Raw genomic sequence first — 21,841 nt, forward strand, 5'->3', positions numbered from 1 at the left:
GTGCGGGCTTGGTCCGGTACGCCGGCGGACGGTATCTTTCTCAGTTCAGGCAACAAAAAAGAACGGCTCAAAGGCCGTTCTCGGAAAGATACTAACCAATTGGGAGACGGCTTGTCAAGGCACTCCGGCGGTCCCGGTGAAGCGCAGCCCGACGACGAGATCGGCCGCGAGCAGGAGTACGTCTCGATGCTCTACGGGCGCCTGGACGGGCTGCGCGACCAGTCGTGCCGCCGGCTGACCGAGGAACTGCGCGCCACCGGTGGCACCCTGCAGGCCCGCTCCCAGCGCGACGGCGCCGTCCAGATGTACGCCGACCAGGTCGAGCAGTACTCCGCGGTGGAGAACGGCCTCTGCTTCGGCCGGCTCGACACCGACGACGGCGGTCGCCACTACATCGGCCGGATCGGCATCTTCGACACCACCGGCGACTACGACCCGCTGCTGATGGACTGGCGGGCCCCGGCGGCCCGCGCCTTCTACCTCGCCACCGCCGCGAACCCCCAGGGCGTACGCCGCCGGCGGCACCTGCGTACCCGGCACCGGAAGGTCACCGGCCTCAACGACGAGGTCCTCGACATCGAGGCCGCCTCACCCACGGCGCACGAGGAGCTGACCGGTGAGGCGTCGCTGCTGGCCGCCCTCAACGCCGGCCGGACCGGCCGGATGCGCGACATCGTCGAGACCATCCAGGGCGAGCAGGACCGGATCATCCGGGCCGACCTGCCGGGCGTGCTGGTGGTCCAGGGCGGGCCGGGCACCGGCAAGACCGCGGTGGCGCTGCACCGGGCGGCGTACCTGCTCTACACCCACCGCCAGCAGCTCTCCACCCGAGGGGTGCTGCTGGTCGGCCCGAACGCGACGTTCCTGCGCTACATCTCCCAGGTGCTGCCCGCGCTGGCGGAGACCGGCGTCCTGCTGCGTACCCCGGCCGACCTCTTCCCCGGCGTCAACGCCCGACGCGTCGAGTCGGCCGAGGCGGCGGCACTGAAGGGCCGCCCGGTCATGGTCGACGTGCTGGGCGCCGCCGTCCTTGACCGGCAGTGGGTGCCCGACGAGCCCCTGGAGATCGAACTCCCGCAGCGGGAGGTCCTGACGCTGGCCCCGGAGACGGTCCGGGTGGCCCGGGACCGGGCCCGGCGGTCGGGCCGGCCGCACAACCTGGCCCGCGCGGTGTTCGACGTCGAGATCGTCTACGCCCTCGCCGGCCAGGTGGCCGAGCGCATCGGCGCCGACCCGCTCGGCGGGGAGAACCTGCTGGACGAGGCCGACGTCGCCGAGATCCGCCGCGAGCTGCGCGAGGAACCGGAGGTGAAGGCCGTACTGGACCGGCTCTGGCCGCTGCTCACCCCGCAGCGCCTGCTCGCCGACCTGTTCGCCGACTCCGACCGGATCGCCACCGCCGCGGCGACGCTGACCGACGCGGAGCGGGCCCTGCTGCACCGCGAGCCGGGCGGCTGGACGCCGGCCGACGTCCCGCTGCTCGACGAGGCGGCCGAGCTGCTCGGCGAGGACGACCGCGCCGCGGCGGCCCGCCGGGAACGGATCCGGGCCTTCGAGCGGGAGTACGCCGAGGGCGTGCTGGAGATCGCCCGGGGCTCCCGGTCGATCGACGTGGAGGACGAGGCCGACGGCGGCGAGATCCTCGGCGTCACCGACCTCATCGACGCCGACCGGCTGCTGGAACGGCAGGAGGAGGCCGAGCGGCTGACCACCGCGCAGCGCGCCGCCGCCGACCGGAACTGGGCGTTCGGCCACGTCATCGTCGACGAGGCGCAGGAGCTGTCGCCGATGGCGTGGCGGCTGCTGATGCGCCGCTGCCCGAGCCGGTCGATGACGATCGTCGGTGACGTGGCGCAGACCGGCGCGCTGTCCGGTACGCCCTCGTGGGCCGAGGCGCTGGAGCCGTACGTGGCGCAGCGGTGGCGACTGGAGGAGCTGACGGTGAGCTACCGCACCCCGGCCGAGATCATGGCGGTCGCCGCCGACGTGCTCACCGAGATCGACCCGGCGCTGCGCCCGCCCCGCTCCGTCCGCGCCAGCGGCGTACCGCCGTGGGACCGTACGGTGCCGGCGGACCGGCTCATCGCGGAGCTGGTCGCCGCGGCCACCCGGGAGGCGGCGGACCTGGCGGGCGGACGACTCGGCGTAATCGTGCCCGCCGGCCGGGTCGACGAGCTGGGCGCAGCGCTCACCGCCGACCTGCCCGAGGCCGCCGTCGGCGAGCACCCGGAGCTGGAGAGCGCCGTGGTGGTGCTGACCGTCGCCCAGGCCAAGGGCCTGGAGTTCGACTCGGTCCTCCTGGCCGACCCCGACCGCATAGTCCAGGAGTCCCCAAGAGGCCGAAGCGACCTCTACGTAGCCCTCACCCGCGCCACCCAACGCCTGGGCATCCTCCGCCCCGCCTAACCCCACCCCACCCCACCCACCCCACCCACCCACCCGCCGCCCGCCGCCCTCCCCGGTGATCAAGGGGTTTGCGTCAGGATCCGCGCTCCGGCTTGACGCAAAGCCCTTGATCAACGCGGGCGGTGGGTGGGGTGGGTGGGGCGGGGTGGGGCGGGGTGGGGTGGGTGGGGTGGGTGGGTTACTGGTCGAAGGTGGAGTTGCCGGGGCCGGTGGCTGTGGTGGACTGGTCGCTCGTTGAGCCGCCGGTTGGGGTGCTGAGGCCGCCCGTGGTGGCGTCACCGGTCGTGGTCGGTGCGACCTTGCCGGGATGGCGTTCGGGTTGGCGGGCCAGCCGGCGCACGCTCGCCGGGCCGGCGGTGCCACCGGTCGTCGTGACCGCACCCTGACCGCGGGTGGGACCGCCGTCGCGCAGCACCTGCGGGTCGACCCGGACGTGAGCCGGGTCGTCCGGGTCCTCGTCCTGGATCACCCGCTGCACGTCGGTCTGGGGCACGGTCACCTCGTCCAGGGCCCCCTCGCCGTACACCTCACCGGCGATTCGGTCCTCGGCCCGCCGGGCGGCGTCCTGTCGCATGTCGTCCTCACGCATGTCGATTCACCTCGCAGAAGACGTCGGTGATCTCAGCGTGCCCGGCCACCGCCCGGCCAAACCCGCAGCGCCCGCCGGCCGACCCCAACCGCGACCCCCAGTACGGCCCGGCCTTCGCCACGGACCGGACATCCGCACCTCCAGCGACGGTACGGGCTCAAGGTGATCCCGTACACCGTCAACGATCCGGCGGTCATGCAGCGCGTCGTGGACCTGGGCGTCGACGGCATCATCACCGACAACCCGGACCTGCTGGTCCGGGTGGCGGTCCGTAACGGCCTGCGCTGAGCGCGGCGCCGGGCGGCACAGGGTCACGGCCCGCCCGGCGCCGCGACAACTATCCGGCCGGAGGTGGGTGTTACTGCCCCCGACGGGTCGGGTAGTCGCAGGGTGCCCCCGGCAGGAACGCGAACCGCGCCGTGGCCGACACACGGTGGCGGGGCGGGGGACTCATCAAATCCGAGGAGGACCCGATGAGCACGCAGGCAGCAAGCACCCGGCCGATGAACCGTCCGCAGGCCGACGTGCAGAACCGCACGCAGATGCAGGAACGCGCCACCATGGACCGCGCGGCCACGGAGACGCCCACCCGTCCGATGCCGATGGCGCACGACGGACGGCGCGAGGCGGTCCAGGCGCCCGGTACCGAGACCAAGCCGTCGCTGCGGACGACCGAGTTCTGGGTCTACATCGCCGCGGTCATCGGTGTCCTCGCCGCGTCCCAGTTGGTAGGCAAGAACTCCGCCGGGGTGGACATCTTCCGGGCCGACAACGCCTGGTTCATGATCACCTTGCTGACCCTCGGTTACCTGGGCAGCCGGGGTCTGGCCAAGGCGGGTAGCAACTTCCGCAGCGGTGACGAGCGCAAGGCCCGGCACTGACCGGCGCACCACCGCGTAACACCACGATGCCCTCCGGGATCCGTCCCGGGGGGCACCGTCGTGTGGAGGGCTACTCCTCGAAGCCGCCGAAGTCACCCTCGAAGGCGTCCTCGATCATCTCGCCGGCGACCATGCCGCCGGCCATACCGAGCGCCGCGCCGGCGACCATGCCGCCCATGCCGGGACCCCGGCGGTGACCGGCGTACGGGTTGCCGAAGCCACCCTGCGCCCGCAGGCCGCCGTAGCGGGAGGTGGTCTCCTTGAGCCAGCCGTCCACCACCTGCGCCCAGTCGACCCGGTCGGCGTCGGCGTGCGAGACCTGGTAGCGACCGAAGACGTCGTGGCCGGCACTCAGGAACCCGCCGCGCTTGTCGCACTCCAGGATGACGTCCACGCCCTGCCGGCTGGTGACGAAGGTCAGCTCGACCTCGGTGATGAGCTGCGCGTACTGGGGCGCGGCGAAGAACTCGATCTCCTGGTAGAACGGCAGGGTCTGCTGGGTGCCCCGGATGTGGCCCCGCTCCAGGTCGGCGTGCTTGAACCGGAACCCGAGCCGCTGGAAGGCCTCCAGGATCCGCTCGTGCACCGGCAACGGGTGCACGTTGACCTGGTCCAGGTCGCTCTTGTCGACCGCGCGGGCGATCGCCAGCTCGGTGCGCAGGCCCATGGTCATGCCGTGCAGGCGCTGGCCGTACACGTCGGTGATCGGGGTCTCCCACGGCACCGGGAGCTGGAACGGCAGGGACATCTGCTGCTTCGGGGCGAGCTGGAGCGCGCCGCTGACCGGCATCCGATGGAACTCCATCACCCCGGCGAACTCGTGGTCGCCGCCCTCGATCTCCACCCGGGTGACCAGGCCGATGACGACCTGCTCGATGTTCGCCGGCGCGTCACCGCCGACCAGGTTGACCTGCCCGTCCAGGGTGAGGCCGGGTCGGGTGTTGGGGTTCGTCAGGACCGTGTCCACGCTCGGACCGCCCACGCCGAACGCGCTCAACATCTTCTTGAAGACCATCGGAACTCCCGGATACCGATCCCCGCTCCGATCTGGAACGGGTCGTTGCTGCGGACCCTATCCAGATGCCCTGTGAGATGGCTGTGAAGCACGCCGGAGCGGCGATACGAGTAGATCCATCGGCGACTCAAGGGCGGATACCAGTTGCTAGAGATATCTTTCTAAAGCAATCTCTAGCGTATGACCGACGAGGCGCCTCAGCGTTCGATCAGGCTCACCGACCCGCGGGCCCTGCGGGCGTACGCGCATCCGCTCCGGATGCGTCTGATCGGGCTGCTGCGCAGCGACGGCCCGATGACCGCGACTCAGGCTGCCGCCCGGCTCGACGACAACGTGCCGAACTGCTCGTTCCACTTGCGACAGCTCGCCAAGTACGGGTTCGCCGAACGCGTTCCCGGGGCGGACAGCCGAGAACGGCCCTGGCGGGCCACCGCACGAGACACGTCCTGGGACGACGACTCCGACGACCCGGCCATGAAGGCCGCCACGGACCAGCTCAACAGTGTGATGCTTGCCCTCTTCGTGCAACGCGCGCAGGACTACCTCGCGGTCCGCGGCGACGAGCCTGTCGAGTGGCGGGCCGCCGCCGGCTTCGGGGACGCGCTGCTGCACGTCACCGCCACTGAGCTGCGCGAGCTCACGGAGGACATCGACGCGCTGCTGGCCCGGTACGACGAACGGGTTGCTGACCCGGCGAGACGCCCGCCCGGCTCTCGCCCGGTGCAGATCATCCAGATGGCGGTGCCGCGTGGACCCGTACCCGCCGAGGACCGGCAAGCGGAGACGGACCGTGATTGAACCCCTCGTCCTCACCGAACCCGCACCGCCGCGCCGGCCGCACATTCCCAAGCTGCTGCGGCAGACGGCCTTCCGCCGCTACTGGTCAGCGCAGACCGTGTCGCTCTTCGGCGACCAGATCACCGAGCTCGCCGTGCCACTGCTGGCCGTGCTCGCGATCGGCGCCGGACCCGCCGAGATGGGCTACCTGACCGCCGCCGCGCTGCTGCCGAACCTGTTCTTCTCCCTGCCGGCCGGCGCCTGGGTGGACCGGTACCCGCGTCGCCGCCAAGTAATGATCATCGCTGACCTCGGCCGGGCGGGCCTTCTCCTGGCCGTGCCGCTGCTGTGGTGGGCCGACGCCCTCAACCTACCGTTGCTCTGTGTTGTGGCCTTCCTGATCGGGACCCTCTCGGTGTTCTTCGAGGTGGCACACAGCAGCCTGTTCGCCGCCCTGGTCCGGCGACCGGACTACGTGGCCGCCAACAGTCTGATCAACGGCAGCAGAGCCATGTCGTACGTGGCCGGCCCGAGCATCGGTGGCGTGCTCGTCCAGGTGCTCACCGCCCCGGTCGCACTGGTCGCCGACGTGCTCACCTACCTGACGTCGGCTGTCTTCCTCGCCCGGACAAGGGTCACCGAGCGTCCCGTCCAGGCCGGCCCCGGCCTGGGCATGGCCGCCGGCGTGCGGTACGTGGCCCGCTCTGCGGTCCTTCGGGCGCTCCTGCTCGGTGCCACCACCCTCAACCTGTTCAACTACATGTTCGCCGCGCTCTTCCTGCTGTACGTGACCACCGAACTGGACGTCTCCCCCGGCCTGCTGGGCCTGATCATCGGAGCCGGCGCGTTCGGCGGCCTGCTCGGCGCAACGATCGCCGGCCCGGTCAGTCGCCGGATCGGCATCGGCCCCGCGGCGATCCTCGGCCTCGTCGTCTTCCCGGCCCCACTGATCCTCGTACCGCTGGCCGGCGGACCACGACCGCTGGTGGTCGCGCTGCTGGTCACCGCCGAGTTCGTCTCCGCGCTGGGCGTCATGGTCCTCGACATCGCATACGGATCGGTGCAGATCGCGGCCACACCGGAGACGATGCTCGCCGTGGTCTCCGGCTTCAAACGCACCGTCAACTACGGCATCCGGCCGGTCGGCGCCCTGATCGGCGGCGCACTCGGCGCCGCGATCGGCGTACGCCCCGCCCTCTGGATCGCCACCGTCGGCGCCCTGCTCGGAGTGCTCTGGGTCCTCTTCTCCCCGCTGCGCACCATGCGCCAACTGCCCGAGGAGGAGTGAGTGCTCCGCCCGGCGCCCCGTTCTGGGGCGCCTGCCGTGGCGGTCAGCAACCGCGGCCTCCGCAGCTCGATCAGGCGGCTGGTCAGAACGACACAGGATCCACGACGATCAGCTCACCCACCTGGTCACCGATCTGGCTGCGCGCCTCGGCCGGCAGGCCGACGTCGGTGACCAGCAGGTCCGCCTCCTCCAGCGGCGCGATGGTGGCGATACCGATGGTCTCCCACTTGGTGTGGTCGGCGAGCACCACCAGCCGGCGGGCGGCGTTGATGAGACAGCGGTTCACCCCCGCCTCAAGCAGGTTCGGCGTCGTGAAGCCGGTCCGCGGGCTCATCCCGTGCACGCCGAGGAAGAGCAGGTCCACGTTGAGCGTGCCGATCGCCGCCTCGGCCACCGGGCCGGTCAGAGCGTCCGACGGCGTCCGGATGCCGCCGGTCAGCACGACCGTCTGGTCGGCGCGCGGGTTCTGGTAGAGCGCGTCGGCGACCGGGATGGAGTTGGTCACCACGGTCAGGCCCCGCACGTCGGCGAGCAGGGTGGCCAGGGCGGCCGTGGTGGTGCCGGCGGACAGCGCGATCGCCATGCCGGGCTCGACCAGCGTGGCGGCCCGTTCGGCGATCGCCCGCTTCTCGGCCTGCTGCCGGATGGACTTGGCGGCGAAGCCCGGCTCCTCGGCGGAGCCGGGACCGGCCAGGGTCGCGCCGCCGTGCACCTTGTCCACCAGGCCCCGCTCGGCGAGCACCTCCAGGTCGCGGCGGATGGTCATGTCCGAGACCCCGAACCGGCTCACCAGGTGGCTGACGCGGACGCCGCCACGCTGCCGGATCAGGTCGAGGATGGCGGTCTGCCGCTGCTGGGCGAGCATCGAACCTCCTTGACGGCCGTGGGGAAGGGTAGTCGGCTCAGGCCGGATCCGCGGTGCGGGCCGCGTCCTCGCGTACCACGGCCACCTCGCCGGGGGCCACGGTCAGCTCGCCGGCGCAGGCCGCTCCGCCGAGCAGTTCGGTGCCGGTGACCGCCACCCGGGCCTCGGCGTCGGTGTGGTTGACGACGAAGAGCCAGCTGCGGTCGCCGGCCCGGCGCCGCACCACCTCCACCCCCGCCGGGACGTCGGCCGCCGGGCGGACGCCGGACTCGGCGACCAGCCGGGCCACCAGCGCGTCGGTGCCCTCGGAGTCCAGGCGGGTGCCGACGTACCAGGCCGCGCCGTCGCCGACCGCGTGCCGCGTCACCGCCGGCACGCCCGGCAGCGGCCCGTCGGCGTACGCGGCGAGCACCTCGGCGCCCTCGGCGTGCAGCCACTCGGTCCACACGTCGGCCGTCGAGCCGTCGTCAAGGTGGATCCGCTCCCCCGCCCGCAGCGGGAAGAACTCCTCGGTACGCACACCGAGCAGCTCGCGGAACGCTCCCGGGTAGCCGCCGAGGCGGATGTGGTCGTTCTCGTCGACGATGCCACTGAAGTACGTGACCAGCGCGGTGCCGCCGGCGGCGACGTACGCGCGCAGCGCCTCGGCGTGCGCGTCGCGGACCAGGTAGAGGGTCGGGACCAGGACCAGCCGGTAGCGCGACAGGTCGGCCGAGGGATGCACCACGTCGGCGGTGATCCCGGCCCGGAACAGCGCACCGTGCAGGGCGGTGAGCCGGTCGGCGTACGTGACGTCGACGCTGGGGTGCGAGTCCAGCTCGGCGCCCCACCACGCCTCGAAGTCGAACAGGATCGCCACCTCGGCGTCGACGCGGCTGCCGATCACCTCGGAGATCGCGGCCAGGTCCGCGCCCAGCCGGCAGACCTCCCGGAAGACCTTGGTGTCGGGCCCGGCGTGCGGGAGCAGCGCCGAGTGGAACTTCTCCGCACCGGCTCGGGAGGCCCGCCACTGGAAGAAGAGCACGCCGTCGGCGCCGCGCGCCACGTGCGCGAGGCTGTTGCGGCGCAACTGCCCCGGGGTCTTCGCGACGTTGCGGGGCTGCCAGTTGACCGCGCTGGTGGAGTGCTCCATCAGCAGCCAGGGGTCCCCGCCGGCGACGCCGCGGGTGTGGTCGGCGGCGAGTGCCAGCCCGAGGTGGGAGTCCGGGTCGGCGGCGGTGAGGTAGTGGTCGTTGGAGACGACGTCCACGTCGGACGCCCAGGAGTGGTAGTCCAGGTACTTGATGCCGGTGCCGATCATGAAGTTCGTGGTGACCGGCTGCCGGACCAGGCGGTCGAGCACCGTCCGCTCGGCGCGCAGCTGGGCCCGCTGCTCGTCGGAGGAGAAGCGCAGGAAGTCCAGCTGCTGGGTCGGGTTGGCGAAGGTCGGGGCGAGCCGGGGCGGGTTCACCTCGGCCCAGTCGCCGTACCGCTGGCTCCAGAACGCGGTGCCCCAGGCGGCGTTGAGGCCGTCCAGGCCGCCGTACCGCTCGCGCAGCCACTGGCGGAACGCCTCGGCGCTGACGTCGCAGTAGCAGTGCACGTTGTGGCAGCCCAGCTCGTTGGAGACGTGCCACATGACGACGGCCGGGTGCTCGGCGTACCGGGTGGCGACGGCCTCGACCAGGGCGAGCGACCGGTCCCGGAACACCGGCGAGCTGGGGCAGTACGCCTGGCGTCCGCCGGGCCACAGGATCGCGCCGTCGGCGCGGCGGGGAAGGGTCTCCGGGCGCCGGTGGGCGAGCCACGGCGGCGGGCTGGCGGTGGCGGTGGCCAGGTCGACGGCGATCCCGCCGCCGTGCAGCGTGTCGATCGCGCGGTCGAGCCAGCCGAAGTCGAACTCGCCGGGGGCGGGCTCCAGCAGGGCCCAGGAGAAGATGCCGACCGACACCAGGTTGACCCCGGCGCGGCGCATCAGTTCGACGTCCTCGGCCCACGTCGCTTCGGGCCACTGCTCCGGGTTGTAGTCGGCGCCGTACCAGATCCGGTCGCCCTGCCATCGCCGCATGGCTGCAGAGCGTGCCCCGACCTGCGAGGCAAGTCAACAGTTTCCAACATCGACATCGTTTCCAACGTTTACCTCATTACAGCCTTGTCACGACTGGGTTATCCGCGCCAGCCGCCCCTCTTGACAGCGCGGGAAGGGCGAGTAGTTTCAGGCGCCACTGGCAGTTCGTGTTTGCCAATGTGGATTCGCGATGGATCCGGATGTGGGATCACGAATGGCCGACCCGCCACCCCGTCACGGCCCTCGGGCGCAGCGCACCTCTTCATCCGCAGGAGGCACCATGTCCCGTCCCCGATCCCAAGCCGAGTACCTGGCCCGGCTCGTACCCCCCTCCGTCGCCGGCCTCCGCCGCCGCTCGGTGCTCGCCGGCGCCGGCGCCGGCGCCCTGCTCGGCACCGGTCTGCTCGCCGGCTGCGGCGGCGACTCCGACTCCGGCGGGTCGGGGTCCAAGACGGTGTCGCTCGGGTCGAACCAGTCCGACCCGAAGCCCAAGGAGGTGATCGCGAAGGTCGTCGACGGTTTCCAGACGTCCTCCGGCCTCCAGGTCGCGGTCAACACCGTCGACCACAACACGTACCAGGAGAACATCAACAACTACCTCCAGGGCAAGCCGGACGACGTGTTCATGTGGTTCGCCGGCTACCGGATGCGGTTCTTCGCCGCCAAGGGCCTCGCCGGGGACGTCAGCGACGTCTGGGGCAAGCTCTCGGGGCAGTCGGAGGCGTTCAAGAAGGCGTCCACCGGCGACGACGGCAAGCAGTACTTCGTGCCGTCGTCGTACTACCCGTGGGCGGTCTTCTACCGCAAGTCGGTCTGGCAGCAGAACGGCTACCAGGTGCCGACGACGCTCGACCAGCTCACCGCGCTCTCCGCCGAGATGAAGAAGGACGGCCTCGCCCCCATCGCCTTCGCCGACAAGGACGGCTGGCCGGCGATGGGCACCTTCGACATCCTCAACCTGCGCATCAACGGCTACCAGTTCCACGTCGACCTGATGGCCGGCAAGGAGTCCTGGACCTCTGACAAGGTCAAGAAGGTCTTCGACACCTGGCGCGGGCTGCTCCCCCTGCACCAACCGGACTCCCTCGGCCGGACCTGGCAGGAGGCGGCCCAGTCGTTGCAGCAGAAGAAGAGCGGCATGTACCTGCTCGGCCTCTTCGTCGCCCAGCAGTTCAACGCCGACGAGCAGGACGACCTGGACTTCTTCACCTTCCCGGAGATCGACCCCGCGATCGGGGCCAAGGCCCTGGACGCGCCGATCGACGGCTACATGATGGCGCGCAAGCCCAAGGAGGAGGAGAACGCCAGGAAGATGCTGGAGTACGTCGGCTCGAAGGCGGCGGCGGACATCACCGTCAAGAACGACCCCAGCACCCTGGTCGCCAACACCGAGGCCGACACCAGCGGCTACACGGCGCTGCAGAAGAAGGCCGCCGAACTGGTCGGCTCGGCCACCGAGATCGCCCAGTTCCTCGACCGCGACACCCGCCCCGACTTCGCGTCGACGGTGATCATCCCGGCGATCCAGCAGTTCATCAAGAACCCGGCCGACATCGACGGCCTCGTCAACAGCATCGAGAACCAGAAGAAGTCGATCTTCACCGACTGACGAGACGGCGAGAGGGGAAGGACACCGTGTCCGACCTGCCCCTGATCCAAGCGGATCGCGCCGTGCCGCCGCCGGCCGCGACCACCACCTCCACGGGTGGTCGCGGCCGCCGGCTACGGCTCCTGTCCCGCACCGACCGCGTGGTCATCACGCTGATGGTGCTCGTACCGCTGCTGCTCGTCGTCGGCCTCGTCTGGCTGCCGTCCGTCGCCACCGTGCTGCTCTCCGGCACCGACTGGGACGGCATCGGCCCGGTCAGCGAGATCGAGTGGGTCGGCGCGCGCAACTACTCCGACGTCATCAACATCTACCCGCCGTTCGTCCCCGCCGTGCAGAACAACCTGCTCTGGCTGGTGGCGCTCTTCGTGGTGGCCACGCCGATCGGCATGTTCCTGGCCGTCCTGCTGGACAAGGAGATCCGCGGCAGCCGGTTCTACCAGACCGCGCTCTACCTGCCGGTCGTGCTCTCCCTGGCGCTGATCGGCTTCATCTGGCAGCTGATCTACTCCCGCGACCAGGGCCTGCTCAACGCCGTGCTCGGCACGAGCATCGACTGGTACGGCGACCCGGACGTGAACATCTGGGCGGTGCTGTTCGCCGCCGGCTGGCGGCACGTCGGCTACATCATGCTGCTGTACCTGGCCGGGTTGAAGGGCGTCGACCCGTCACTGCGGGAGGCCGCCGCCGTGGACGGCGCGTCGGAGACCAGCACCTTCTTCAAGGTCGTCTTCCCGGTGCTGCGTCCAATCAACATCATCGTGCTGGTGGTGACGGTGATCGAGTCGCTGCGCGCCTTCGACCTGGTGTGGGTCATCAACAAGGGCCGCAACGGGTTGGAACTGATCTCCGCGCTGGTCACCTCCAACGTGGTGGGCGAGGCCAGCCGGATCGGCTTCGGCTCGGCGCTGGCCACCATCATGCTGGTCGTGTCGCTGCTGTTCATCACCGTCTACCTGGCCACCGTGATGCGGGAGGACCGCCGATGAGCACCGCGACGCTGACCCGTGAGACGGCAGACGCCGCGCCGACCCCGGCGCGGCGGCCCCTGCGACCGGCGCGGGTGGTCCTGCACGTGTTCCTCGCCGCGGTGGCGATCGGCTGGCTGTTCCCGATCCTGTGGGCGGTGCTGACCTCCCTGCGGTCCTACGAGTACACCGCCGCCAACGGGTACGTCTCGTTCGGCGGCTGGACGTTCGACAACTACGTCACCGCGTGGCAGACCGCCGAGTTCGGCAAGCACTTCCTCAACTCCGCGTACATCACCCTGCCGGCCGTGCTGCTGACGCTCTTCCTCGCCTCGATGGTGGCGTTCGTCATCGCCCGGTTCAGCTGGAAGACCAACATCGTCCTGCTCGGCCTGTTCACGGCGGCGAACCTGCTGCCCCAGCAGGCCCTGCTGATCCCGCTGTTCCGGCTGTTCACCCAGGTGCCGTTGCCGGCATTCATGAGCGACTCCGAGCTGCTCTACGACAGCTACTGGGGGTTGATCCTGGTCAACGTCGCCTTCCAGTGTGGTTTCTGCGTGTTCGTGCTCAGCAACTACATGAAGGCGCTGCCCCGCGACCTGTACGAGGCGGCGATGGTCGACGGGGCGAGCATCTGGCGGCAGTACTGGCAGGTCACCATGCCGCTGTGCCGGCCCGCCCTGGCGGCCCTGGCCACGCTGGAGGTGACCTGGATCTACAACGAGTTCTTCTGGGCCACCGTGCTCATGCGCACCGGCGACAAGTTCCCCGTCACCAGCTCACTGAACAACCTGCGCGGCGAGTTCTTCACCGACAACAACCTGGTCTCGGCCGGCTCGGTGCTGGTCGCGATCCCCACCCTGGTGGTCTTCTTCCTGCTGCAGAAGCAGTTCGTCCGGGGGCTCACCCTGGGCGCGTCCAAGGGCTGAGGGCCGGCGCCGTCGCGGCAGATATCTCCACGAGCGATATGCCTGTCAGGCATGAATATGACTGGCAGGCATATCGCTCACCGCTCTCATACCCCTCCGGATCCCGCCGAGAGATGGTGCCCATGTCGATCCCGACCATCGTCCACCTCCGTCGCGCCCGGACGAGCCTGGTGCTCGACGCGCGCGGCCCCGGGCTCCCCCGCGTCGTGCACTGGGGCGCGGATCTCGGCACGGTGCCGGCCGACGACCTACCCGGCCTGGTCGACGCGACCGTCCCGCCGGTGGTGCCGAGCAGCTTCGACGCGCCGACCGTGCTGTCGGTGCTGCCCGAGGCGGGCGCCGGCTGGAGTGGGCGTCCGGCGCTGGCCGGGCACCGCGACGGCACCGCCTGGTCCACCGCCTTCCATCTCGACGGACTGGACGTCGAGGACCCCGAGGAGGGGACCGCCCGGGCCACCGTCCGGGCCTCCGACGCCGACGCGCAGCTGTCCCTGACCGTCGAGATCGACCTCGACCCGACCGGCCTGCTGCTACTGCGACACCGGCTGCGCAACGACGGCGTCACCCCGTACGAGCTGCGGCAGCTCGCCCCCGTCCTGCCGGTGCCGGCGGTGGCCACCGAACTGCTCGACCTGACCGGCCGGTGGTGCCGGGAGCGGAGCCCGCAGCGGCATCCGTGGCCGATGGGCACCTGGGTGCGGGAGGGCTGGCACGGGCGGACCGGGCACGACGCGACCCTGCTCCTGGTCGCCGGGACCGCCGGGTTCGGCTTCGGCCACGGCGAGGTGTGGGCGGTGCACACCGCGTGGAGCGGTGACCACGTGACCTTCGCCGAGCGACGGCCCACCGGCGAGTCCACGCTGGGCGGCGGCGAGCTGCTGGCCCCCGGCGAGGTGGTGCTGGGCCCCGGCGCCGAGTACGCCACCCCACTCCTCTACGCCGCCTTCTCCGACGACGGCCTGGACGGGCTGAGCGACGTCCTGCACACCCACCTGCGGGCCCGCCCGAGTCACCCGCGTACGCCCCGGCCGGTCACCCTCAACGTCTGGGAGGCCGTCTACTTCGACCACGACCTGGCGCGGCTGACCGCCCTCGCCGACCACGCGGCCGAGGTCGGGGTGGAGCGGTTCGTCCTCGACGACGGCTGGTTCCGGGGCCGGCGGCACGACCGGGCCGGACTCGGCGACTGGTTCGTCGACACCGACGTCTGGCCGGACGGGCTGCATCCGCTGATCGACCACGTGACCGGGCGGGGACTCCAGTTCGGACTGTGGGTCGAGCCGGAGATGGTGAACCCGGACTCGGAGACGTTCCGCGCCCACCCGGAGTGGGTGCTGTCGGTGCCCGGCCGGTTCCCGCCGGAGTGGCGGCACCAGCAGGTGCTCGACCTCGCCCACCCGGACGCATACGCGTACCTGCTCGGACGGCTGGACGCGATCCTCACCGAGCATCCCGGGATCAGCTACCTCAAGTGGGACCACAACCGGGACCTCACCGAGGCGGGTCACCACGGCCGCCCCGGGGTGCACGAGCAGACCCTCGCGGTCTACCGGCTCCTCGACGAGCTGCGGGCCCGCCACCCGGGGGTGGAGATCGAGAGCTGCGCCTCCGGCGGCGCCCGGGTGGACCTGGAGATCCTGCGGCGCACCGACCGGGTCTGGGCCAGCGACTGCAACGACGCCCTGGAGCGGCTGGCCATCCAGCGGTGGACCGGGCTGCTGCTGCCACCCGAGCTGGTCGGCACCCACGTCGGGCCGGAACGCTCGCACACCACCCACCGGGTGCACGACCTCGGCTTCCGGGCCGCCACCGCGCTCTTCGGCCACCACGGCATCGAATGGGACATCGGTGCGATCAGCGACGGGGAGCGCCGCGAGCTGGCGGCGTGGGTCGCGCTGCACAAGCGGCTCCGTCCGCTGCTGCACGGTGGCCGGGTGGTCCGGGTCGACCACCCCGACCCGGCCGTCTGGGCGCACGGCGTGGTCGCGCACGACGGTTCCCGGGCGGTGTACGCGGTGGCGCGGCTGGCCACCTCGGTGGCCCAGGTGCCCGGGCCGGTCCGGCTGCCCGGCCTGGACCCGCGGCGGCGGTACGCGGTCCGCCCGGCGGTGGGCGTACCGGAGCCGGCGGTCCTCCAGATGACCGAACCTGGCTGGGGGTCGGGGACCACGCTGGGCGGGACGGTGCTGGCGACCGTGGGACTCCAGATGCCCGCCCTGCACCCCGAGCAGACCGTGCTGCTGGAGGTCACCGCGGTCGACTGAGATGACCGGGAACTTTTTTCGACGCGGATGTCGAGAACCGGTGCGCCGGCTTCTACCACCGGGTGAAAGCACCGAGGATGGTGCCCAGTCGTGAGGAGCCAGACGTGAAGTACATGTTGCTGATGCAGTTCAGCGCCGCCGGTACCGCCTTCCCCGCGATCGACACCTGGACGCCGGAGGAGATCCAGGCGCACATCGGGTTCATGGGTGAGGTCAACGAGAAGCTGGTCGCCGACGGCGAGTGGGTCGACGGGCAGGGCCTCGCCGGCCCGTCGCAGGCGAAGATCGTCCGGGCCGGCGCCGACGGCACCCCGGTGGTGACCGAGGGGCCGTTCGCGGAGACCAAGGAGTTCCTCGCCGGCTTCTGGATCGTGGACTGCGAGACCCCGCAGCGGGCCGTGGAGATCGCCGCGCACATCTCCACCGCCCCCGGCCCGGGCGGACGTCCGCTGAACATGCCGATCGAGGTGCACCCCGTCATGTCCGCCCCACCGCAGGAGATGTGACGACCGACCACACCGCCGAGGACCTGCTGCGCGAGCTGGCGCCGCAGGTCCTCGGCGTACTCGCCCGCCGGTTCGGCGACTTCGCCACCGCCGAGGACGCCGTGCAGGAGGCCCTGCTGGCGGCGGCGACACAGTGGCCCGTCGAGGGGCTGCCGGACAACCCGCGCGGCTGGCTCACGCAGGTCGCGTACCGGCGGATGATCGAACTGGTCCGCGTCGAGACGGCCCGCCGGCGGCGGGAGGACCTGGCCGCGCGACGGGAGCCGGACGACCGGCGGACCGCGCCGGCGGCCGACGAGGACCTGACCGCGCTGCGGGACGACAGCCTCGTCCTGCTGTTCCTCTGCGCCCACCCGGCGTTGACACCGGCGTCGGCGATCGCGCTCACCCTGCGGGCGGTGGGCGGCCTGACCACCGCCGAGATCGCGCACGCCTTCCTGGTGCCGGAGGCCACCATGGCGCAGCGGATCAGCCGCGCCAAGCAGCGGATCCGCGCCTCCGGCGTCGCCTTCCACATGCCCGAGGGCGCCGAGCGGGGCCGGCGGCTGGCGTCGGTGCTGCACGTGCTCTACCTGATCTTCACCGAGGGGCACACCGCCAGCACCGGCGCGGACCTGCGCCGGGTCGACCTCGCCGAGGAGGCCATCCGCCTGGCTCGTCAGGTACGCGCGCTGCTGCCCGACGACAGCGAGGTCGCCGCGCTGCTGGCACTGATGCTGCTCACCGAGGCGCGGGCGGCGGCCCGTACCGGCCCGTCCGGCGAGCTGATCTCCCTCGCCGACCAGGACCGGAGCCGCTGGGACGGTGCCGCGATCGCCGAGGGAACGGCGCTGGTCACCCGGGCCATGGCGCGCGGGCCGGTCGGGCCGTACCAGGTGCAGGCCGCCATCGCGGCACTGCACGACGAGGCGACCACCGCCGCCGACACCGACTGGCCGCAGATCCGCGCGCTCTACGGGGTGCTGGAACACCTCTCCGACAACCCGTTGGTGCAGCTCAACAAGGCCGTCGCGACGGCCATGGTGGACGGTCCGGCCGCTGGGCTGGCTGCCGTCGACGCAGTGGCCGACGACCCGCGGCTGGTCAGGCACCACCGCGTCGACGCGGTCCGGGCGCACCTGCACGAGATGGCCGGCGACCGGGAGCGGGCGGTCACCCACTACCGGGCGGCAGCGGTCGCCACGACGAGCGTTCCCGAGCAGCGCTACCTGCTGATGCGTGCCGCCCGCGTGACTGCCGACCGCCGGTGACCACCGGACCTCCCCGGTCCGGCGGTGGCCGGGTCCGCGCGGACCCGGCCACCGGTGGGGGTACGACGGGCCTCAGCTCGCGGTGCAGCTCACCGCGGGCGTGGCGTTGGTGCCGTTCCAACTGGCGATGAAGCCGAAGCTGGTGCTGGCGCCCGCGCCCAGCCGGCCGTTGTAGTCGACGTTGCGGGCGGTGTACGTCGAGCCGGAGGCGCTGACCGTGGCGTTCCAGGACTGGCTGACCGTCTGGCCGTTGGCGAACGTCCAGCGGGTCGTCCAGCCGGTGATCGCCGAGGAGCCGGCGGTCACCCTCACCTCACCCTGGAAGCCGCCCTGCCAGGAGTTGACCACGCTGTACGTGGCGGTGCAGCCGGCGCTCGGCGGCGGCGTGGTGGGGGGCGGAGTCGTCGGCGGCGGGGTGGTCGGCGGCGGGGTCGTGGGCGGCGGCGTGGTCGGCGGGGTGGTGCCGAAGACGGTCGCCTCCTTCGCGGTCTGCCGGATCCCGTTGGCGCCGTTGAAGAGACGCTGGCCCCAGGTGGTCAGGCGGGCCGGGTCGAAGGCGGTGGCCATGTCCAGGTACTCGACACCGCCGCCGTTGCCGCTCCACGACCAGCCCAGCCACCCGATCCCGTTGGCCTGGCTGTACGACAGGATCGTCTCCTCGTCCGGGTTGCCGTCGGAGTGGTCGAAGCCGAACTCGCCGACGACGATGGGCAGGCCCGCGCTGCGGAACCGGCCCAGGTAGTCGCTGATCTCCGCGGCGGTGTCGAAGACGCCGTACATGTGGATGGAGAAGACGGTGTTGCGGTCCGGGTCGGCGGCGAACACCGTCGACGCGTTGTTGCGCATCGTGAAGGACCAGTCCTGGCCCCAGTTGGGCGCGTCCACCATGATCGTGTGGTCCAGGCCGGCGTTGCGCAGCCGCTTGATGGCGTTGGACGTGTCGGTGGCCCAGGAGCCGTAGTTCTGGTTGCCGTACGGCTCGTTGCCGATGTTGACGATGACGTACCTCTCCTGGCCGGCCAGGACGTCGGCGATGCTCAGCCAGTAGTCCACCGCCCGGTCCAGGCTGACCGCGCCGCTCTGCTCGCCGTAGCCGGTGGTGTCGTGGACCTCCAGCACGCAGATCAGCCGGTTGGCCTTGCACAGGGAGATGACGTTGGCGACGTCGGCGTTGCTGTTGCGGGTCCAGCGGTCCCCGCTGGCGAGCACCACCCGCACGGTGTTCGCGCCGAGCGCCTTGACGTTGGCGAAGGAACTGGTCTGCTGCGGGTACCAGGTGTGGGCGTGGTTGACCCCACGCATGACGAACTCCGTGCCGTTGGCGTCGTAGAGCTTGCCGTTCGCCACCGAGAAACCGGTGGCGGCCCGCGCAGGCTGCCCGAACGCCAGTACGCCGACGAGCAGCGCCAGCAGCGCCGCCGCGACGGCGGTAAGTCGTGTCTTCATGGTCTTCCTCACCGAGGGTCCCCCGCTGCCCAGGGCGGGGTGGGGACGTCTCAACCGGCGGCAGCTGCAGCCCGACAGCCGCCACCTGGCTCCCGGCGACGCAGGAATCAGCGTAGGGCGATGGGTGCTCCGACGCAATGAACCGGTTAAGGAAAGCGTGGTCGATCGGGACGTCAGGGTTGGCCGACGCCCACCGGGGTATCCGGTGACGATCCGCCGGCCCGGAAGGGGAGGGACATGGTCAACGTCGGCTACACCCTGATGTGCGAGCAGGCCGGCCCGAAGGAGCTGGTCGACTACGCGGTGCGCGCCGAGGCCGCCGGCTTCGACCACCTCGTCATGTCCGACCACTACTACCCCTGGCTGGACTCCCAGGGCCACTCCCCGTACGCCTGGTCGGTGCTCGGCGCCGTCGCCCACGCGACCAGCCGGGCGGAGCTGATGTCGTTCGTGACCTGCCCGATCCGGCGGTACCACCCGGCGGTGGTGGCGCAGAAGGCGAGCACCATCGGGGTGCTGTCCGACGGCCGGTTCACCCTCGGGCTGGGTGCCGGGGAGAACCTCAACGAGCACGTGGTCGGTGGCTGGCCGCACGTCGAGCAGCGGCACGAGATGTTCGAGGAGGCGCTCCAGATCATCCGCCCGCTGCTCAACGGCGAGACGTTGACCTTCTCCGGCAACCACTACGACGTGCCCGACGCGTACGTCTGGGACCGGCCGGAGCGCCCGGTGCCGATGGCCATCGCCGCGTCCGGCCGCCAGTCGGCCACCCTCGCCGCCGAGTACGCCGACGGCATCGTCGCCACCGACCCGCTGCCCCACCTGATCGAGATGTACGAGGAGGCCGGCGGCGCCGGTCGCCCCCGCTACGGGCAGGTGGCCATCTGCTACGGCCCGGACGAGGCGGAGTGCCGCAAGATCGCGCACGACCAGTTCCGGTGGTTCGGCCTCGGCTGGAAGGTCAACGCCGACCTTCCCGGGCCGGACGCCTTCGCCGCCGCGACCCAGTTCGTCCGCGAGGAGGACGTCGCCCAGGGGATCTCCTGCGGTCCGGACGTGGACCGGCACGTCGAGGCGGTCAAGAAGTTCGTCGACGCCGGCTTCACCCACGTCGCGATCGTGCAGATCGGCGGGGAGAGCCAGCCGATGTTCCTGGACTGGGCACAGGAGCAGCTGCTGCCGCGGCTGCGGGAGCTGTGAAACCGTCCCTGCTGCGCCGGCCGCGCACCACCGCGGCCGGCCGCTTCGGACCGGCCGAGCTGCGACTCACGCTGGCCGCACCCCGGCCCGCGGCCGGGCTGACCAGCGAGTGGCACCTGGTGGACGGGCTGCGGACGCACACCCGGCGCACCGCCGACCCCGGCACCGGCGCACCGCCCGTGGTGCTGGTGCACGGGCTGGCGGTCTCCCACCGGTACCTCACCCCGCTGGCCGTGGCGCTCGGCGACACCCACCCGGTGTACGTGCCCGACCTGCCCGGCTTCGGGCTGACCGAACGGCCCGGCACCGCGTACGACGTGCGGCAGCACGCCGACCACCTGGCGGCCTGGCTGTCCGCGTACCGTCTCCCGCCGGCCTGCCTGGTCGGCCACTCCTTCGGCGCGGAGGTCGTGGCGGCGGCGGCCGCCCGGCACCCCGACGCGGTCCGCGCGGTGGTCCTGGCCGGGCCCACCAGCGACCCGGCGGCCCGCTCGCGGCGCGGGCAGTTCGGCCGCTGGCTGGTGGACACGCTGGTCGAGGCGCCCCTGCAGGCACCGATCCTGCTCCGCGACGTGTGGGACGCGCGCCCCTGGCGGGTGTACGCGACCCTGACCTACTCGGTGCGCAACTCCATCGAGGAGGACCTGGTACGGATCACCGCGCCCACCCTGGTGGTGACCGGCTCGCGGGACCCCGTGGTGCCGCCCGGCTGGCGGTCGCAGGTCACCCGGCTCGTCCCCGACGCCCGGGACGTGGTCGTGCCCAGGGCGGCGCACAACGTCCTGACCACCGCGCCCGGCCCGGTGGCCGACGCGGTCCGCCGGCTCCTCGCCCTCTCACTGACGAACAGGTGATCGCATGCGCATCGGCAACACGGAGATCCGTCCGGCCGGCGGCGGCCTCGGCTGCCTGCTGATGATCCTGTTCTCGGTGGTCGCCTCGATCGTGCTGACCGTCCTGCTCAACCTGGTCTTCTAGCAGGTTCAGGGAGGGCTCAGGCCGGATCCAGGTCCAGGTCGGCGACGACCGGGTAGTGGTCGGAGGCATGGTCGGCGTCGCCGCCCCGGACCACCCGTACCGTCCGCGTGAGCGGGACGACCGGCGGGGTGGCGAGCAGGTAGTCCAGCCGCGCCCCGACGAACTCCACCCCGCCGTGCCGGGTCGGCACGGTCCGTCCCTCCACCTCCGCCGTGGCACCGGCGTGGGCGGCCCAGAGGTCCACCAGGCCCGCCGCGAGCAGGCGGGACACCGCCCGGGTGTCGACCGTACGGCCGTCGCGGCTCAGGTGCCGGCGGCGGTACCGCACCGGCATGGTGGCCAGCCGCCCGGCGTGGTCGACCGTCGGGTCCAGGGTGTTCAGGTCGCCGCCGAGCAGGGCCAGGGAGTCCGGGCTCCGGCGCACGGCAGTCGCCAGCCAGTCGGCCTCCATCCGCCGCCGCCCCCCGGAGTACGGGTACAGGTGGGTGCCGAGCACGGTCATCGGCCCCGCCGAGGTGGCCACGCGTACGCGGGCCGCGGCGTGGTGGAACGGACGGCGTACCCGGCCGGCGTCCAGCACCCGCAGCGGCGGGCGGACCAGGACCGCGACCGGCTGCCCGAAGCACGCCCGGGCCAGGTGGGGTCGCATCCCCACCCGGCCCGCGAACCCGCCGAGCGTGTCTGGTCGGTCGAAGCCCCGCAGTTCCTGCAGGAGGAGCAGGTCGGGCCGCAGGTCGGTGACGACCCGGACGATCGCGTCGGTGCGGTCGACGCCGCCCGCGTCCCGGCCGCCGGTCCGGATGTTCCAGGTCATCACCCGCAGCAT

The 21,841-nt window shown here is 71.7% G+C and carries 18 protein-coding genes and 1 pseudogene; 13 read left to right on the top strand and 6 right to left on the bottom strand.

Annotation, left to right across the window (positions count from 1 at the left end):
• Positions 1-186 precede the first annotated feature (186 nt).
• Positions 187-2,406 (top strand): HelD family protein, encoded by a 2,220-nt coding sequence (locus tag ACIBR0_RS07805; RefSeq protein ID WP_396713801.1) that lies wholly within the window; start codon positions 187-189, stop codon positions 2,404-2,406.
• A 178-nt stretch (positions 2,407-2,584) separates the two neighbouring features.
• Here the strand turns inward: ACIBR0_RS07805 and ACIBR0_RS07810 are convergent, their stop codons facing one another.
• A complete protein-coding gene (locus ACIBR0_RS07810; RefSeq protein WP_357035888.1) occupies positions 2,585-2,995 on the bottom strand; it encodes a hypothetical protein in 411 nt (136 codons plus the stop codon).
• 153 nt (positions 2,996-3,148) lie between these two features.
• On the opposite strand from ACIBR0_RS07810, the pseudogene ACIBR0_RS07815 reads away from it, so the two are divergent.
• Both ACIBR0_RS07815 and ACIBR0_RS07820 read left to right on the top strand, forming a co-directional pair.
• A pseudogene (locus ACIBR0_RS07815) lies at positions 3,149-3,283 on the top strand (glycerophosphodiester phosphodiesterase); the annotation flags it as partial.
• Positions 3,284-3,468: 185 nt separating this feature from the next.
• A complete protein-coding gene (locus ACIBR0_RS07820; protein WP_396713325.1) occupies positions 3,469-3,876 on the top strand; it encodes a hypothetical protein in 408 nt (135 codons plus the stop codon).
• Between the two features lie 70 nt (positions 3,877-3,946).
• On the opposite strand, the gene ACIBR0_RS07825 is transcribed toward ACIBR0_RS07820, so the two are convergent.
• Positions 3,947-4,891 (bottom strand): sporulation protein, encoded by a 945-nt coding sequence (locus tag ACIBR0_RS07825; RefSeq protein WP_396713327.1) that lies wholly within the window; start codon positions 4,889-4,891, stop codon positions 3,947-3,949.
• Between the two features lie 180 nt (positions 4,892-5,071).
• Here ACIBR0_RS07825 and ACIBR0_RS07830 point away from each other — a divergent pair, with 180 nt between their 5' ends.
• Both ACIBR0_RS07830 and ACIBR0_RS07835 read left to right on the top strand, forming a co-directional pair.
• A complete protein-coding gene (locus ACIBR0_RS07830; protein WP_396713328.1) occupies positions 5,072-5,689 on the top strand; it encodes a winged helix-turn-helix domain-containing protein in 618 nt (205 codons plus the stop codon).
• Positions 5,682-6,956: an MFS transporter gene (locus ACIBR0_RS07835; RefSeq protein WP_396713330.1), complete on the top strand. Its 1,275-nt coding sequence runs from the start codon at positions 5,682-5,684 to the stop codon at positions 6,954-6,956. The genes ACIBR0_RS07830 and ACIBR0_RS07835 overlap by 8 nt, the downstream gene beginning before the upstream one ends.
• 82 nt (positions 6,957-7,038) lie before the next feature.
• Here ACIBR0_RS07835 and ACIBR0_RS07840 read toward each other — a convergent pair whose 3' ends face one another.
• Positions 7,039-7,821: a DeoR/GlpR family DNA-binding transcription regulator gene (locus tag ACIBR0_RS07840; protein ID WP_396713332.1), complete on the bottom strand. Its 783-nt coding sequence runs from the start codon at positions 7,819-7,821 to the stop codon at positions 7,039-7,041.
• A gap of 37 nt (positions 7,822-7,858) precedes the next feature.
• Complete coding sequence (locus tag ACIBR0_RS07845; protein WP_396713334.1) at positions 7,859-9,868, bottom strand: beta-galactosidase; 2,010 nt, start codon at positions 9,866-9,868, stop codon at positions 7,859-7,861.
• 280 nt (positions 9,869-10,148) lie between these two features.
• Between ACIBR0_RS07845 and ACIBR0_RS07850 the strand changes: the two genes are divergently transcribed.
• The 6 genes from ACIBR0_RS07850 to ACIBR0_RS07875 all read left to right on the top strand — a co-directional run bounded on the left by ACIBR0_RS07850 (position 10,149) and on the right by ACIBR0_RS07875 (position 17,391).
• Positions 10,149-11,477, top strand: a complete 1,329-nt coding sequence (locus tag ACIBR0_RS07850) for an ABC transporter substrate-binding protein (RefSeq protein WP_396713336.1) — start codon at positions 10,149-10,151, stop codon at positions 11,475-11,477.
• Between the two features lie 26 nt (positions 11,478-11,503).
• Positions 11,504-12,463, top strand: a complete 960-nt coding sequence (locus tag ACIBR0_RS07855; RefSeq protein WP_396713338.1) for a carbohydrate ABC transporter permease — start codon at positions 11,504-11,506, stop codon at positions 12,461-12,463.
• Entirely contained in the window at positions 12,460-13,371 is a 912-nt protein-coding gene (locus tag ACIBR0_RS07860) for a carbohydrate ABC transporter permease (RefSeq protein WP_396713340.1), read from the top strand. Before ACIBR0_RS07855 ends, ACIBR0_RS07860 begins: the two co-directional genes overlap by 4 nt.
• Positions 13,372-13,493: 122 nt before the next feature.
• Positions 13,494-15,635, top strand: a complete 2,142-nt coding sequence (locus tag ACIBR0_RS07865; RefSeq protein ID WP_396713342.1) for an alpha-galactosidase — start codon at positions 13,494-13,496, stop codon at positions 15,633-15,635.
• Positions 15,636-15,748: 113 nt separating this feature from the next.
• Positions 15,749-16,141, top strand: a complete 393-nt coding sequence (locus tag ACIBR0_RS07870; RefSeq protein ID WP_396713803.1) for a YciI family protein — start codon at positions 15,749-15,751, stop codon at positions 16,139-16,141.
• Complete coding sequence (locus tag ACIBR0_RS07875; RefSeq protein WP_396713344.1) at positions 16,138-17,391, top strand: RNA polymerase sigma factor; 1,254 nt, start codon at positions 16,138-16,140, stop codon at positions 17,389-17,391. Before ACIBR0_RS07870 ends, ACIBR0_RS07875 begins: the two co-directional genes overlap by 4 nt.
• A gap of 72 nt (positions 17,392-17,463) precedes the next feature.
• Here the strand turns inward: ACIBR0_RS07875 and ACIBR0_RS07880 are convergent, their stop codons facing one another.
• Positions 17,464-18,837 (bottom strand): cellulase family glycosylhydrolase, encoded by a 1,374-nt coding sequence (locus ACIBR0_RS07880; RefSeq protein WP_357033971.1) that lies wholly within the window; start codon positions 18,835-18,837, stop codon positions 17,464-17,466.
• Between the two features lie 237 nt (positions 18,838-19,074).
• Here ACIBR0_RS07880 and ACIBR0_RS07885 point away from each other — a divergent pair, with 237 nt between their 5' ends.
• On the top strand, positions 19,075-20,037 hold the full coding sequence (locus ACIBR0_RS07885) for a TIGR03557 family F420-dependent LLM class oxidoreductase (RefSeq protein WP_396713346.1): 963 nt from the start codon (positions 19,075-19,077) through the stop codon (positions 20,035-20,037).
• Entirely contained in the window at positions 20,034-20,891 is an 858-nt protein-coding gene (locus tag ACIBR0_RS07890) for an alpha/beta fold hydrolase (protein WP_396713348.1), read from the top strand. The genes ACIBR0_RS07885 and ACIBR0_RS07890 overlap by 4 nt, the downstream gene beginning before the upstream one ends.
• Positions 20,892-21,031: 140 nt before the next feature.
• Here the strand turns inward: ACIBR0_RS07890 and ACIBR0_RS07895 are convergent, their stop codons facing one another.
• Entirely contained in the window at positions 21,032-21,841 is an 810-nt protein-coding gene (locus ACIBR0_RS07895) for an endonuclease/exonuclease/phosphatase family protein (protein WP_396713350.1), read from the bottom strand.

The organism is Micromonospora sp. NPDC049497, assembly GCF_044465805.1.
Lineage (GTDB): Bacteria > Actinomycetota > Actinomycetes > Mycobacteriales > Micromonosporaceae > Micromonospora.